The 14637-nt window shown below is 68.1% G+C and carries 12 protein-coding genes; 9 read left to right on the top strand and 3 right to left on the bottom strand.

The window, feature by feature from the left end; genetic code table 11:
• The first annotated feature begins 462 nt into the window (after positions 1–462).
• Complete coding sequence (locus tag WC729_RS19090; protein WP_372855719.1) at positions 463–1023, top strand: hypothetical protein; 561 nt, start codon at positions 463–465, stop codon at positions 1021–1023.
• A 352-nt stretch (positions 1024–1375) separates the two neighbouring features.
• Here the strand turns inward: WC729_RS19090 and nudC are convergent, their stop codons facing one another.
• The 3 genes from nudC to WC729_RS19075 are packed head-to-tail and all read right to left on the bottom strand — an operon-like array spanning position 1376 to position 4660.
• Positions 1376–2242, bottom strand: coding sequence for an NAD(+) diphosphatase (nudC, locus tag WC729_RS19085; protein WP_372855717.1), 867 nt, complete (start codon positions 2240–2242; stop codon positions 1376–1378).
• Positions 2243–2252: 10 nt separating this feature from the next.
• Positions 2253–3623, bottom strand: a complete 1371-nt coding sequence (locus WC729_RS19080; protein ID WP_372855715.1) for a serine hydrolase domain-containing protein — start codon at positions 3621–3623, stop codon at positions 2253–2255.
• Positions 3620–4660: an A/G-specific adenine glycosylase gene (locus WC729_RS19075; RefSeq protein ID WP_372855713.1), complete on the bottom strand. Its 1041-nt coding sequence runs from the start codon at positions 4658–4660 to the stop codon at positions 3620–3622. The genes WC729_RS19080 and WC729_RS19075 overlap by 4 nt, the downstream gene beginning before the upstream one ends.
• Before the next feature lie 14 nt (positions 4661–4674).
• On the opposite strand from WC729_RS19075, the gene WC729_RS19070 reads away from it, so the two are divergent.
• The 8 genes from WC729_RS19070 to WC729_RS19035 all read left to right on the top strand — a co-directional run bounded on the left by WC729_RS19070 (position 4675) and on the right by WC729_RS19035 (position 14624).
• Positions 4675–5223: a DUF721 domain-containing protein gene (locus WC729_RS19070; protein ID WP_372855711.1), complete on the top strand. Its 549-nt coding sequence runs from the start codon at positions 4675–4677 to the stop codon at positions 5221–5223.
• A complete protein-coding gene (locus tag WC729_RS19065) occupies positions 5223–5900 on the top strand; it encodes a thioredoxin domain-containing protein (protein WP_372855709.1) in 678 nt (225 codons plus the stop codon). The genes WC729_RS19070 and WC729_RS19065 overlap by 1 nt, the downstream gene beginning before the upstream one ends.
• 29 nt (positions 5901–5929) lie before the next feature.
• Entirely contained in the window at positions 5930–6682 is a 753-nt protein-coding gene (locus WC729_RS19060; RefSeq protein ID WP_372855707.1) for a thioredoxin domain-containing protein, read from the top strand.
• A gap of 22 nt (positions 6683–6704) precedes the next feature.
• On the top strand, positions 6705–10106 hold the full coding sequence (gene smc / locus WC729_RS19055; protein WP_372855705.1) for a chromosome segregation protein SMC: 3402 nt from the start codon (positions 6705–6707) through the stop codon (positions 10104–10106).
• 157 nt (positions 10107–10263) lie between these two features.
• On the top strand, positions 10264–10803 hold the full coding sequence (locus tag WC729_RS19050; protein WP_372855703.1) for a hypothetical protein: 540 nt from the start codon (positions 10264–10266) through the stop codon (positions 10801–10803).
• Between the two features lie 4 nt (positions 10804–10807).
• Positions 10808–12160 carry a peptide MFS transporter gene (locus WC729_RS19045; protein WP_372855701.1) on the top strand — a complete coding sequence of 451 codons (1353 nt, stop codon included), beginning with the start codon at positions 10808–10810 and terminating at the stop codon, positions 12158–12160.
• A 16-nt stretch (positions 12161–12176) separates the two neighbouring features.
• Positions 12177–12356: a DUF4169 family protein gene (locus WC729_RS19040; protein ID WP_372855699.1), complete on the top strand. Its 180-nt coding sequence runs from the start codon at positions 12177–12179 to the stop codon at positions 12354–12356.
• A 264-nt stretch (positions 12357–12620) separates the two neighbouring features.
• Entirely contained in the window at positions 12621–14624 is a 2004-nt protein-coding gene (locus WC729_RS19035; protein WP_372855697.1) for an AAA family ATPase, read from the top strand.
• Positions 14625–14637: the final 13 nt, after the last annotated feature.

Raw genomic sequence — 14637 nt, 5'->3', positions numbered from 1 at the left:
GCTGCTAAGCACGACGTCCTCCCCAGAGCTGCGCGGCGCTATTGGCCGGCAGACCATCTCTTGCGGCTTTTTCAAGCTCGGTCCCCTTTTTGAGATGTTTTTCGATTTGCTCATCGTTTCACCTCTATGTCAACTGTACTGACGAATCGGAAATGGCTCCGGTACCGGGCCCGCCCTGACAATGCGATTGTCAGACGGGCGCAAGAGTGGCGGTGTTCAAAACCGTTTGGGCTTGCGAACCTGGTCGCGGGTACTTATAACGTTTGTATGGCAAACAGAAGGCCCGTAACTAGCGCACCGCTGTTTGGTGCAGCCACTCCGTCGCAGATTCGGGACATTCAGTCGCGAATTCAGAGTGCGACTGCGAGGCATGGCCGCAGCGCGGAGAGCGCCCGTGCCATGCTCGAAAAGGTCGGAGCACTTCCGACGGAGCCGACTCACAGCTGAACACGCGAGGGCTCATTGCAACGTCTCTCGGCCGCGTTCGTCCTCGCTTACCATGGGTGTGACGAGACCGTTGCGCAGCAGCTGATCGCAGGCACGCCATTCGAGGAAAGCGCCAACACCTGGGATTGGCTAGGTGGTGGCATCTACTTCTGGGAAGGCGATCCGGTTCGAGGGCTTGAGTGGGCCCATGAGCTGAAAAGGCGCAATAAGGTCCAAAATCCTGCCGTGGTCGGCGTCGCACTCGATCTCGGTCTATGCCTCGACTTAATGACACGGAAATCGGTTCAGGTGCTTGGCTCAGCCTATGCCGGCCTAGAAAAACTCGCTCTAATAAGCGGTTCCGCGTTGCCGGAGAATAGCGGCCCTCTGCGCCGCGATCGCGATTGCGCGGTAGTAAACTATCTCTATGAAACAATGCCTGATCCCAAATTTCAGACCGTGCGTGCGGCTTTCCCGGAAGGTGAAGAACTGTATCCCGGAAGCGGCTTCGTCACAAAGTCTCACATCCAAATAGCCGTCCGTGACCACTCCTGCATAAAAGGCGTATTCCGCGTGCCACCTGACCAGCTCGTTTAGCGACGCTCGCCAGTTGCGGCGACGCGCCAGCCGCCACGACAAATTCTGGCGGTTGGGCTGGATTCGCTGGCCGCTTCGGCAAGATGCATCAGATTAGCGCATGGCAGGTGTTCGAGTGTTGATTGCTACGCGATCAGCAAGGGTTGGGCGCTAGAACGTTTTCAAGCTGCCTGGAGCGGCCAGTGACCGGAAAGCGCGGCAGAAAGAAGCCAGAGCGATTCGACCCTAGTCGGGCACCCTCCAAGCGATTGCCTGCCTTACAGTTCGGACGTCTATCTTTTTCCCCAGCCCCTTCCCGTTCACGAGGCGAATGGTCCCCCTCCCCGAGCAAGCTCGGGGAGGAATTAAGGGCTTACGCGTTCGCCCACTCCGTCAGCAGCGTAAACGCAATCGCATAAGGCGGCGGCGGCAGGAACGCGCCTTCGCCGCCGGCCAGCACCCTGAGCACTTCCTCGCGCGACACCCAGATCGCGTCTTCCAGCTCGTGCTTGTCGATCGTCAGCGCGTCGTCCTCGGCCATGCCGACACAGGCGATCATCAACGATGAGGGGAAGGGCCAGGGCTGGCTGGCGATGTAGCGCACGTCGGTCACGCGCACGCCGGCTTCCTCCATGATCTCGCGCGCGACGGCTTCCTCGATCGATTCGCCCGGCTCCAGGAAGCCGGCCAGCGCCGAATAGCGCCCTGCCGGCCAGGCCGGTTGGCGGCCGAGCAGCGCGCGGCCGGCATGTTCGGCGATCATGATCACCACCGGGTCGACGCGGGGGAAATGCTCGGCGTGGCAATTGGGGCATTTGCGGCCCCAGCCGGCGCGGTAGATGTGGGTTTCGGTCGCGCAATTGGCGCAGAAGCGGTGGCGCGTGTGCCAGTCGAGCAGGCTGCGCGCCGCGGCATAGGTCGCGGCCTCGCCCGGCGCGATCCGGTCGAGCAGGCCGAACATGCGCATCGGGCGGCCGGCGGGCGGCTTCATGCCCGGGGTCAGCGCGGCGAAATGGGGCTTGCCGTTGTCGAGCCCGAGCAGCAGCAGGTCCGATCCCTCGGGCGCATCGGCCAGGTTGGTCCAGACCAGCCGGCCTTCGCCGTCCAGCTCGGGTTCGAAATCGTTGAGCACGAGCAGCTTCGCGCGCCAGTCTCCCATCGCGGCGGCGAGCGCCTCCGGGTCCTGGCGAAGCGGATCGGCCCGGTCGAGCGTGCTGCCGGTGAAGCCTGGTGCGATCATAAGGGGGAACTCACTTGTAGCGGGCGAGATCGGTCATCAGCGCGGCGACGGCGTCCTTGCGCATCGACCATTGATCGGCGGGGAAGAAATTGACCATGATCGTGCCGCGCATCTTCCGTGTCGGATCGACCCAGGCGACCGTGCCCGCGGCACCGCCCCAGCCATAGGTTCCCTTGCCGGGGCCGCCGGGCTTGTCCGCGAGCGTGACGGAGCCACCGGCGCCATAGCCGCTCGGCGGCGCGAGGTCGGCGCCGTCCGGCATTGGGGTGTAGGTGACGCCCGGGGGCAGCAGGTTCGACATCATCAGCGCCGCGGTCTCGGGTTTCAGCACGCGCACGCCGTCGAGCGTGCCGCCATCCTGCAGCGTGTGGAGAAAGCGATCATAATCGCGCGCCGACATGACCAGCCCGGCGCCGCCATAAGGAAAGCTCGGCGGGGAGAGCCAGACCGAGCTGGCCGCCGGATCGATCGGCAGGCGGGCCTTTTCGTCGATGGTCGACACGTCGAACGAGCGCCCGGCCGAAAGCTGTTTCATCGCCTCGCGCTGGTAGATGTAATTGGTGGCGAAGCGGCCGACTTCGCTTTGCGGGACCGTCCAGTAGCTGGAGGTCATCTTGAGCGGATCGAAGATGCGTTTCTGCACGAAACTGTCGAACGGCATGCCGCCCGCGACCTCGATCACCCGGCCCATCACGTCGAGGCCGATCGAATAGCTCCATTTCGTGCCGGGATCGGCGATCAGCGGGGCCTGGGCGACGCGGTCGGCGAATGCTTCGAGCGACGGCGGGCGGGTCTTGCGCGCGGCGGCATCGAGCGGGCCGCTGAGCGCGCCGGGGGTGAGGCCGAGCCGGTTATATTCGTCGAGCAGCGGCCCCTTGGTGACGATCGAATAGCCGAGGCCCGCGGTGTGCGTGAGCAGGTTGCGGATCGTGATCGGGCGGGCGGCCGGGCGGCTGTCCAGCGTGGCCGAGTTGAGCTGCACGCGCATGGTCTTGAAGGCGGGGATGAAGTCGCTGACCGGCTGATCGAGCCTGATCTTGCCTTCCTCGAGCAGGATCATCGCGGCCATGGCGGTGACTGGCTTGGTCATCGAATAGACGCGCCACAGGCTGTCGGGGCCGGCCGTAGCGGCGCTGGGCTCGTCGGCGATCTTGCCGGCGCTGACGAACACCGTCGGCAAATCGCCCATGCCGAACGCGCCGACGATGCCGGGCATCTTGCCGGTCGACACATAGGAATCGAACAGCGCCTGCGTGGCGGGAAGGGGGGACTGGCTGGCCGGAGCGGCGCGCTGGGCCTGGGGGGCTGCTTCATAAGCGAAGGCCCCGCCGGCCAGGAGTGCGATCAATGCGCTGCCGGATACCAATGCCCGAAATCTCATTCCGCTCTCCTTATGGCGCTTGCGGCCTTGGCGAATACAGTCGGCAACCCCGCCGATTCGATGTCGGCGATCGGCCACCATTCTCCGGCATTCGAATGCGCTTCGGCTCGCGCGACCGCAAGCGCGAGTTCGAGCCGGAAATGCGTGAAGACATGGGCGACTGTCCCATCCCGCATCGTCCAGTCGGCGGCGATCGGCGGGTCTTCGAGTCCGGGCGGGGCGGGGGACCAGGGGCCGGTCGGCAGCGCAAGCATGCCGCCGAGCAGGCCCTTGGGCGGGCGGCGCACCAGCAGCACCTGGCCGTCGCGCTCGGCCCAGAAGATCGTGCCGTAGCGCTGGGGTTTGGCGGCCTTGGCCTTCTTTTCGGGGAAAGACTCGGGGTCGCCCGAGGCGAAGGCGCGGCACGACGGGGCGAGCGGGCAGATCAGGCAGCTGGGATTGCGCGGGGTGCAGATCGCCGAGCCGAGATCCATCATCGCCTGGGCGAAATCGCCCGAGCGGGCATCGGGGGTGATCGACTCGGTGGCGGCGCGGACCTCGGGCATGGCGCCGGGTAGCGGGGCGGTGATCGCGAAGAGGCGGGCGACGACGCGGGCGACATTGGCGTCGACCACCACCGCGCGTTCGCCGAACGCGATCGCGGCGATGGCGGCGGCGGTATAGGCGCCGACGCCGGGCAGGGTGCGCAGGCCTTCTTCGGTGGCGGGGAAGTGCCCGCCGGCCGCCACGACGGCGCGGGCGCAGGCGATCAGATTGCGGGCGCGGGCATAATAGCCGAGCCCCGCCCAGGCGGCCATTAGGTCGGCGTCGCTTGCGCTCGCCAGCGACTCGACATCGGGCCAGCGCGCGACGAATTCCTCGAAGCGCGGGCGGACGGTTGCGACCGTGGTTTGCTGCAGCATGATCTCGGACAGCCACACCCGGTACGGGTCGGCGCGCGGCGCGCCGGGCGGGCTGCGCCACGGGAGTCGGCGTGCGTTCAGGTCGTACCAGGCAAGCAGCAAATCAGCGATGTCGGAAGGAAGCTTGGCGGGCACGGCATCGCTATGGCATGGACAGGATAATGAGCAAGCGCGTCCCCGCTCCCAAGCCCGAACCGAAAGCGGAAAAGCCGCGCGGCGGTCGTGCGCGCGCGGTGTCCGAGCTGCTGCCCGATGTCGGGCGCGCCGCCTTCCGCAAGTTCGGCTTCGTGCAGAGCGCGATCGTCAGCCGCTGGCCGGAGATCGTCGGCAGCCGTTATGCCGGGGTCTCGGCGCCCGAATCGATCAAGTTTCCGCAGGGCGAACGGACGAATGGCACGCTCAACCTGGTCGTGCGCGGGGCGCATGCCACGATGATGCAGCATATCGCGCCGGAGATCGTCGAGCGGGTCAATCGCTTCTTCGGCTATGGCGCGATTTCTCGCGTCAATATTCGCCAGGGCGATGTCGCCGCGCCGCGCGTGCGGGCCGCGCCGCCCTCGCTCAAGCCGATCCCGGTCGAGCTGGGCGCGAGTCTCCGCACCATTGCGGATCCTGAATTGAAGGCGGTGCTCGAAGCGCTGGCGGCGGGTGTCGCCGCGACGCGCGGGGCGCCGGTGGTCGGCCAGCCGGAGGAATGATGAAGCAGCTACGTTTCCTGCTGGCGCTGGTCGCGCTCGGGTTCGGATCGATCGTCCTGGCGCAGGGGCGCGACTGGACGACGGTCGTCGGCAAATCGGCCAATGGCAGCTTTGTCGTCGGCAATCCCAATGCGAAGGTGAAGCTGGTCGAATATGTCAGCTATACCTGCCCGCACTGCGCGCATTTCATCGCCGAATCGGGCGCGGTGCTGCGCGGCAAGCTGGTGCGGTCGGGATCGACCAGCGTCGAGCTGCACAATGCGGTGCGCGACCGGCTCGATCTGACCGCCGCGCTGCTCGCGCGCTGCTCGGGTCCGAAGGGCTTTTTTGCCACGACTGACGCGATCTTCGCGGCGCAGGACGATTGGGTGCCGCGCGGATCGCGCTTCGAATCGATCAACGACGCGCGCATCTCGTCTTATCCCCGCCCGGCCCAGTTCCGTGCGCTGGCGGATGGATCGGGGCTGAGCGACCTGATGCGCAAGCGCGGCATGACCGATGCCGGCATCGAGGCTTGCCTCAACAATGAGGCCGAGCTGGCCGTGATCGTGAAGAACACCGATACCGCCTGGGCGAAGATCCACGGCACGCCGGCGTTCGAGCTCAACGGCAAGACCGTCGACACCACTGAATGGGCCGTGCTGGAGAAGAGCCTCCGCGCGGCCGGCGCCAAGTGATTCAAGACATTTCAACACGGAGAGTCCCCATGAAATTCCGCATTGCCTATGCCGTCCTGCCGGCCCTGATCCTCGCCGGCTGCGGTTCGGGCGGGACCGGCGGCAACAGCAGCGCACCGGCCGCGGCCCCCGTGGCGGCCGTTCCGGCGCCGGCCGGCAAGGCCTGGGTCGACACCGTCGAGAAGACGCCCGAGGGCGGCTATCGCATGGGCAACCCCAATGCCGCGGTGAAGCTGATCGAATATGGCTCGCGCACCTGCCCGCATTGCGCCGTCTTCGACGCCGAGGGTTTTCCCGCGCTGAAGAGCGGCCCGATCGCGTCGGGCAAGCTGTCCTATGAATTCCGCGACTATCCGATCCACGGGAGCGGCGATATTCCCCCGATCCTGCTGGGGCATTGTGTCGCGCCGGATCAGTTCTTCCCGATGCTCGATCAGATGATGCTCTCGCAGCAGCAGCTTCTGGGGGATGGCAGCAAGCAGGTTCCCGAGGCGGACCAGGCCAGGCTGGCGAATGCATCGCCGGAGGAAGTCGCCACCTATTTCGCGCAATTCTACGGCTATCTCGATTTCGTGAAGCAGCGGGGCGTCCCCGACGCCAAGGCGCGTGCCTGCCTCGCCGACAAGGCGATGCTGACGGAGATCGCCAAGAACACCGACGCGGCGAACCAGCAGTACAAGATCCAGGGCACGCCGACCTTCATCGTCAACGGCGATGTCGTGCCCGACGTGGCCGAGTGGAAAGCACTCCAGCCGGCGCTGAAGGCAGCGGGCGCGCTGTAACGACGGGGCAGGGGGCAGCCCGGTGCAGATCAAGCGGCTCAGGCTGACAGGCTTCAAAAGCTTCGTCGACCCGGCTGACTTGCGCATCGAGCCCGGGCTGACCGGCATTGTCGGGCCGAACGGCTGCGGCAAATCGAACCTGCTCGAGGCCCTGCGCTGGACGATGGGCGAGACGTCCGCCCGGTCGCTGCGCGGCGCGGGCATGGACGATGTGATCTTCGCCGGCACCTCGACCCGGCCCGCGCGCGACTTTGCCGAAGTCTCGATCCTGACCGAGATCACCGGCGAGGAGACCGAAGTCGTCCGCCGGATCGAGCGCGGGGCGGGCTCGGCCTACCGGATCGACGGGCGCGACGTGCGCGCGAAGGACGTCGCCCTGATGTTCGCCGACGCGGCGACCGGGGCGCACAGCCCGGCTTTGGTCAGCCAGGGCAAGATCAGCGCGGTGATCGCGGCCAAGCCGGCCGAGCGCCGTGCGATGCTGGAAGAGGCGGCCGGGATCGCCGGCCTGCATGTCCGCCGCAAGGATGCCGAGCAGAAGCTGCGCGCGACCGAGGCGAACCTGACCCGGCTCGACGAAGTGATCGCCGACCAGGACGCGCGCGCCGCCGCGCTGAAGCGCCAGGCGCGCCAGGCGGAGCGGTATCGCCAGCTTTCCGACGAGATCCGGGTGGCCGAGGCACGGATGATCTTCGCGCGCTGGCGCGATGCGTCGTCGGCGGCGGATGCGGCCAAGGCGGAAGCTGCGTCGGCCGAGACGCGCGTGGCCGAGGCAGCCGAGGCGCAGCGTGGTGCGGCGGCCTATCAGAGCGAAGCGACCGAGAAGCTCGCCGCTGCCCGGGCCGAGGCGCAGGGCGCGCGCGACCGGGCGAGCGATGCGGGACACCGGCTCTCGGCGCTGCGTACCGAACATGCCGCGGCCGAACGCCGCCTGGCCGAGTTGAGCGACAGCCGTACAAGGCTGACCGAGGACCGGGCGCGCGAAGGCTCGCTCGCCAACGACGCGGCGGAGGCGATCGCCCGGCTGGCCGACGAAGCGAAGGAGCTCGAGTCGCGCATCGCCGAAGCGGCGACACGCTCGCCCCAGCTCGATGCCGCGCTATCCGAGGCCGAACGTGCCGCGCGCGATGCCGAGGTGGCGCTGGCCCAGGCGCTGGCGGCGCAGGCGAGCGAGGCGGCGGATGTTCGCGTGGCCGAAGCGGCGCTGGCGGCAGCGCGGAACCGGGCCGAGCGCAGCGAGCGTGATCTTGCGCGGGTGACGGCCGAGGCGAAGGCGCTGGGCGATCCGGCACCGTTGGTTGCCGAGAAGAACAAGGCGGCGGAGACGCGCGCCCAGGCGCTGCGCCATATCGAGTCGGCGCGCACCGCGCTGGCCCGGGCGGATGCGAGCGAGCGCGAGGCGATCGGATCGCGCGACCGGGCGCAATCGGCCCGCGCCGGCGCGCATGCTGAACTGAGCGCGCTCGACAGCGAGGCGGCGGCGCTGGCCAAGGCGACGCGGCGCGACGGCAAGGACCGGCTGCTCGACCAGCTTCGCGCGGAGCCGGGCTATGAGCGTGCGCTGGCGGCGGCCCTGGGCGACGATCTCGAAGCCGGGCTCGATGCGAGCGCCGAACGCTATTGGGCCGGGGCCGCGCCCGCGCCGGGCGATCCTTCGGGGCCTTCGGGTACCGTCGCACTGGCGACTCACGTCACGGCGCCCGCGGCGCTGGCGCGGCGTCTGGCGCAGGTCTTTGTCGCCGACAGTGATGGCGGGCAGGCGCTTGCAGTCGGGCAAAGGCTGGTGACCATGGCCGGGTTGTTGCGGCGCTGGGACGGTTATGTCGCTAAGTCCGGCGGCGCCGAGGCAGCGGCGCGGCTCGAACGGATGAACCGGCTGCGCGCGATCGAGGCGGCGCGGCCGGCGGCAGTGCGCGCGGTTGATGCCTGCGATGCGGAGCTGACCCGGATCGACGAAGCGATCGCCGAAGCGCGCCGCGCCGCCGTCGATGCCCGTCGGCTGCTCGAAGGCGCGGAGACCAACGCCCGCGATGCCGCCCGTGCGGAGGACCGCGCCGCTGCCCAGATCGAACGGATCGAGGCGCAGCGCGCCGATCTCGACACGCGCCGCCAGCGCATCGTTGCCGAGAATGAAGAAGCGCAGGGCGAGGTGAAGCGCGCGACGGAGGTGAAAGCGGCGCTCCCAGACGGCAGCGCGACGCGCGAGCGAGTCCGGATATTGTCGGGCGAAGCGGAAGCGAAGCGCACCATTGTCGCCACCGCCCGTGCCGATCGCGGTGCACTGGAACGCGCGATCGGGCAGGATCGCGAGCGGCTCGCGGCGGGCAATGCCGAGAGCAAGGGCTGGAAGAACCGCGCGGGCGAAGCGGCACGGCGCATCGCCGAAATGGACAAGCGCGATGCCGATCTGGCGGCCGAAGCGGAGACGCTGGCCGGCAAGCCCGCCGAACTCGCTGCCGAGATCGCCGGGCTCGAACAGGCGCATGGCACGCTGCGTGCCGAAGCCGAGACGGCCATGGCCGCCGAGCGCGAGGCCGAGGTGGCGTTGCGCCTGACCGAGGAAGCCGCCCGCGCCGCGGCCGAGACCTTGGCCGAGGCGCGCGAGGCTCGGGCTGGGGCCGCAGCGCGGGCGGACAACCAGGAAGCGCGACGGATCGAGATGAACCGCCTCGCGGGTGAGCGCTTCCATTGCCCCTCGGTGCTGCTGCCCGAGCGCGTCGGGTTCGAACCGGAGAAAGTCGGCCAGCCTCAGGACGAATCGACCGCGCACGACAAGCTGCTGATCGATCGCGAGCGCATCGGCCCGGTCAATCTCGTCGCGGAAACCGAGCTGGCCGAACTGGAAGCAGCGAGTGTCGGCAATGCCGCCGAACGCGACGAACTGGGGCTTGCGGTCAACCGGCTACGCGGCTCGATCGGGACGCTCAATCGCGAGGGGCGCCAGCGCCTGCTGGCCGCGTTCGAGGCGGTCGACGGGCATTTCCGCCGGCTGTTCACGACGTTGTTCAACGGGGGTCAGGCGCATCTCGAACTGGTCGATTCGGACGATCCGCTCGAAGCCGGGCTCGAGATCATGGCGCAGCCGCCGGGCAAGAAGCTCCAGTCGCTCACCCTGCTCTCGGGCGGCGAGCAGGCACTGACCGCGGTCGCGCTGATCTTCGGCCTGTTCCTGACCAACCCCGCCCCGATCTGCGTGCTCGACGAAGTCGACGCGCCGCTCGACGACGCGAATATCGAACGCTTCTGCGACCTGCTCGACGCGATGACGCAGGAAACCGCGACGCGCTATCTGATCGTCACCCACAATGCCGTGACGATGAGCCGCATGCACCGGCTGTTCGGCGTGACGATGATCGAACAGGGGGTCAGCCGCCTGGTATCGGTCGATCTGGGCGGCGCGGAATCGCTGCTGGCTGCGGAGTAAATTCCCTCTCCTTCCAGGAGAGGGAAGGGGCCCATCGCAAAGCGATGGGAAGGGTGAGGTTGACATCACTCAGGTCCCGCACTCAACCTCACCCCGCGCTGCTTCGCAGCTTGCCCCTCTCCTGGAAGGAGAGGGGAGAATGGCTGGAGCAATGCCGATGCGCACCCTTCCAACCCTCCTCGCGGCGCTGCTGCTCTCCGGCTGCTGGTGGGAAGGCCCGGTCTTCTACCCGCCCGATCCCGCAGCCGAACAGCCGCTCCAGCCCGGGCTCTACGAGGTCACCGACTCCGACGGGAAGGTCGAGCGGACCCGCATCGTCCGTGCGCCCGATGGCAGCCTGGTTCCGGGGCCGGAGGAGCGGAAGAAGGACAACAGCAAGCTGTTCTTCGTTCGCCTGCCCGTGCCGGGTCGCGACCTGTGGATCAGCGAGATGATCTCGACCGATCCTGCCAAGGCTGGCGCGGCTTATGGCCTGGTCGAACCGCGCGGCGACATCATCACGCATAATATCGTGATCGACTGCGACAGCACCGCCGACCTGGTTCGTGCCGCCGGTGGCGTGGTCGAGGAAAAGGAAGGCGCGAACCTGACCTGCCGTTTCAACGATGCGGCCTCGCTCGAACGGGCATTACGCGCCTATGCGGCGGAGCATCCCGTGCTCGACCAGGAGCTCGGATTGAAGCGCGTCGGAGACTGACTGAATGACCGTACGGACTGACGACACCGCCTTTCTCGGCCACCCACGCGGCCTCGCCTATCTCGCTTTCACTGAGGCATGGGAGCGGTTCAGCTATTACGGCATGACCGCGCTGCTCGCGCTCTACATGGTCCAGCAGCTGCTCACGCCCGGCCATGCGGAGAATGTCCTCGGCCTTGGTGCGCTGCGTCACCTGCTCGAGTGGCATGGCGCGATCAGCAACCAGGCCTTCGCCTCGCTGATCTTCGGCTGGTATTCCGGCCTCGTCTATTTCACCCCGATCCTTGGCGGCATGCTCGCCGACCGGCTGCTCGGTACGCGGACGACCGTCGTGCTGGGCGCCGTGCTGATGAGCGCGGGGCATATCGCCATGGCGTTCGACGCCAGCTTCCTGATCGCGCTGGCGCTGCTGATCGCCGGGTCGGGCTGCCTGAAGGGCAATATCTCGGCGCAGATCGGTCAGCTCTATGCGCCCGAGGAGGAATCGCGGCGGACTCAGGGCTACACGATCTTTTCCGCGGGCATCAATATCGGCGCGGTCGGTGGGCCCCTGGTCTGCGGCGGGCTCGCTGCGGCTTATGGCTGGCATGTCGGCTTCGGTGCAGCGGGCGTGCTGATGATCGTCGCGCTGATCACCTATCTCGCGGGCACGCGGCACATCCCGGGCGGGCGGACGCGCAAGGAGCACATCGTCTATCCGCCGCTCACGCGGGAGGAATCCGTCCGTACCTGGCTGCTGATCGCGGTGATCCTTCTCACCGTGCTCCCCAACATCGCTTATCCGATGATCTGGAATATCGGCGTGGTATGGATCGACGGCCATGTCGATCTCGCCACGCCGTTCGGCACGGTGCCCGCGAGCTGGTTCAACTCCGTCGATGCCTTTGCCAGCGTTATCGCCGTGCCGCCGCTGGTCGCCTTGTGGCGCTGGCAGGCGGCGCGCGGGCGGGAGCCGGGCGATGTCGCCAAGATCGGTATCGGCTCAGGCCTGACTGGCGTATCGGCCGGGATCTTCGCGGTCGGATGCCTGCTGGCCGGCCCGGATGGCCGCGTGCCGGTTTACTGGGCGCTGCTCGGCTATGCCGGCATGGGCGTCGCGTTCCTCTATTTTTGGCCGGTGCTGCTGGCGCTGATCTCCCAGGCGGCCCCGCCCCGGGTGAACGCCACGCTGATGGGTGGCGCTTTCCTGTCCTTCTTCGTCGGCAGCGTGATGATGGGTTGGATCGGCAGCTTCTACGACCAGATGAGCCCGGCCGCTTTCTGGACGCTCGACGCGGCGATCGGCCTGGCCGGCGGGCTGATCGTGTTGCTGATCGCCCGGCCGCTCACCCGGGCGCTGGCGCCGCCCGCCGCCTGACTGCTATCACCAGCTTATGGCCGAGATCATCAACCTCCGCACCGCCCGCAAGGCCCGCGCCCGTGCCGACAAGGAGGCGGCGGCCTCAGCCAATCGCCGGGCATTCGGGCAGACAAGGGACGAGAAGCGGGCGTCGCGCGAGGAGCAGGCGCGCATCGACCGCACCCTCGACGGCGCAAAACGCGACCCCGATTGAGTCCGTGCAACTGGTCGCATCCGTTACGATCTTGACGAAACCCGCGCACGCGCCTAGTGCGCCACCCGCCCCAATGTCGGGGTGCAGGAAGGCTGACATGTTCGCCACGGCAATCATATTCGGGCTTGAGCCCGCCGCCGTCCGGACCTCGCCGAAGCGCTAGTCGCGCCCGGCCGGGTCGTTGGACCCGGCATGTTCAAATCCCAAAACTTAAGGTTCGCAAACCGACGCCACGCGTCCGTTTGCGGCACATGGATGAGACACATGGGCACGACGGTGACGTCGCGGCGCCTGGCGACGATGCTGCGCGCGACTTTGACGAAGGATGGGCGGGCCGGTCAGGCGCTGCTCGCATGGGTGGAAGAGCATAAGTCGGTCTTCTGGCCGGCGCCGAAGCCGCGCGTGAAGGACACGCCCAAAGAGGGCGGGCGCAAGATCAGCTGGTCGAAGCTGTCGACGATGCTCGCCGACATGGCGGAGGACCCGTTGACGCCCGAGCTGGCTGAAGCGGCGGAGAATATCGGGGCGGTGCTGAGCCTGAACGATCAGGACAGGGCCGTGCTGGAGGCAGGGCTCGCGCTCTCCTTCCATCCCCGTATCGCGCGGCTGCGCTGGGCGCTGGAGATGGCGCATGAGGACATGGCGCGCATCGCCGGCATGCTGGCGGGCGCCGACGCGGTCCATGCCGGTACCGTCGCGCGCAACAGCATGGCGGTGCAGCTCGGTCTGTTCGAGGTGGACATGGCGCATGGCGGCGGCGTGTCGTTCGATGCGAGCTGGTGGTTTGAAAGCCTGCTCGCGCGTGGCGGGCATGATCCCGAGCGGCTGATCGAGGCGCTGGCGGGCAAGCGCCAGGTCTCGACGCTGTCGCTCGGCGATTTTCCGGCGATGCAGGGCGATGTCGATTTCGTCGCGCGGCTGCTCGCCGGCGCGGTGGAAACGCGTGCGCCCGGCATCAACGTGCTGCTCCACGGTCCGCCGGGGGTCGGCAAGACCGAGCTGGCGCGCGCGCTCGCCGGGCATGTCGGCGCGGCCTTGTTCGCGGTGGGCGAGGCCGACAGCGACGGCACCGAGCCGCGCCGGCACGAGCGCGTCGCGGCGCTGCTCCGTGCGCAACGGGCGCTCCAGCGCGACGAGCGCGCGCTGCTGCTGTTCGACGAGCTGGAGGATCTGATCGGCGATGCGAACAAGGTCGATGGCGGCAAGCGCTTCGCCAACCGGGCGGGGTCGAAGATCTTCGTCAACCGCATGCTGGAGACGAACGGCGTGCCGATCATCTGGACCAGCAATGCGATCGACAATGTCGATTCGGCCTATCTCCGCCGGATGAGCTTCGTGCTGAAGCTCGATCATCCGCGCGGGAGCGAGCGTGACCGGGTGCTGGCGCGCATGGCGGCGATGGAGGAATGCGCGATCGGCGAGGACCTGAGCGTGCTGGCGCGGCAGGCGCCCGAAACGCCCAGCGTGGCGCGGGTCGCGATGCGCGCCGCCCGGATCGCCGGCGCTGCCGCGGGCGATGACGAGCGCGTCGCGCGGGCGCTGGTCGGGTCGCTGCGCGGCCAGGCGGTGACTCTGGCTGAAGCGTCGGGAAAGGTCGATCTGTCGCTGTTCGAATGCGACACGCCCGTCGCCGGGCTGGTCGAGCGGCTGACGCGGCCGGGCGCGGTGCAGGCCTTCTCGGTATTGCTGGCGGGGCCGCCGGGCACGGGCAAGACCCAGCTCGCGGGCGAGGTGGCGGAGCGACTCGGCCGGCCGCTCGCCACTCGGCGCGCGTCCGACCTGTTGTCGAAATGGGTCGGTGAGACCGAGGCGAACATCGCGGCGGCCTTTCGCGAGGCGGCGGCGGAGGGCAGCGTGCTGTTCTTCGACGAAGCGGATTCGCTGCTGTTCGACCGCAAGACCGCGCGGGTGAGCTGGGAGGTGACTCAGGTCAACGAGCTGCTCACCTGGCTCGACCGCCACCCGCTGCCGGTGTTCGCCGCGACCAACGATCAGGCGCGGCTCGATCCGGCCGCGCTCCGGCGTTTCACCTTCAAGCTCGCGCTGCAGCCCTTGTCGGCGGCATCGGCGGCACGCGCGTTCGAGCGCTTCTTCGGCTGCGCGGCGCCCGCCGGGCTCGCCCGGCTGAGCGCGCTCACACCCGGCGACTTCGCGGTCGTCGCAAGGCAGGTGAAGGTGACCGGGCCGCTTCCCGCGGGCGACCTGCTCGCCCGGCTCGAGGCGGAACTCGCGGTAAAGCCGGGCAGCATGGCGACGATCGGCTTTTGAGGAAGCCGATCCG

The organism is Sphingomonas sp., assembly GCF_041661825.1.
Lineage (GTDB): Bacteria > Pseudomonadota > Alphaproteobacteria > Sphingomonadales > Sphingomonadaceae > Sphingomonas.
The sequence above is the reverse complement of the archived record's forward strand: the minus strand, read 5'-3'. Positions and strand labels throughout refer to the sequence as shown.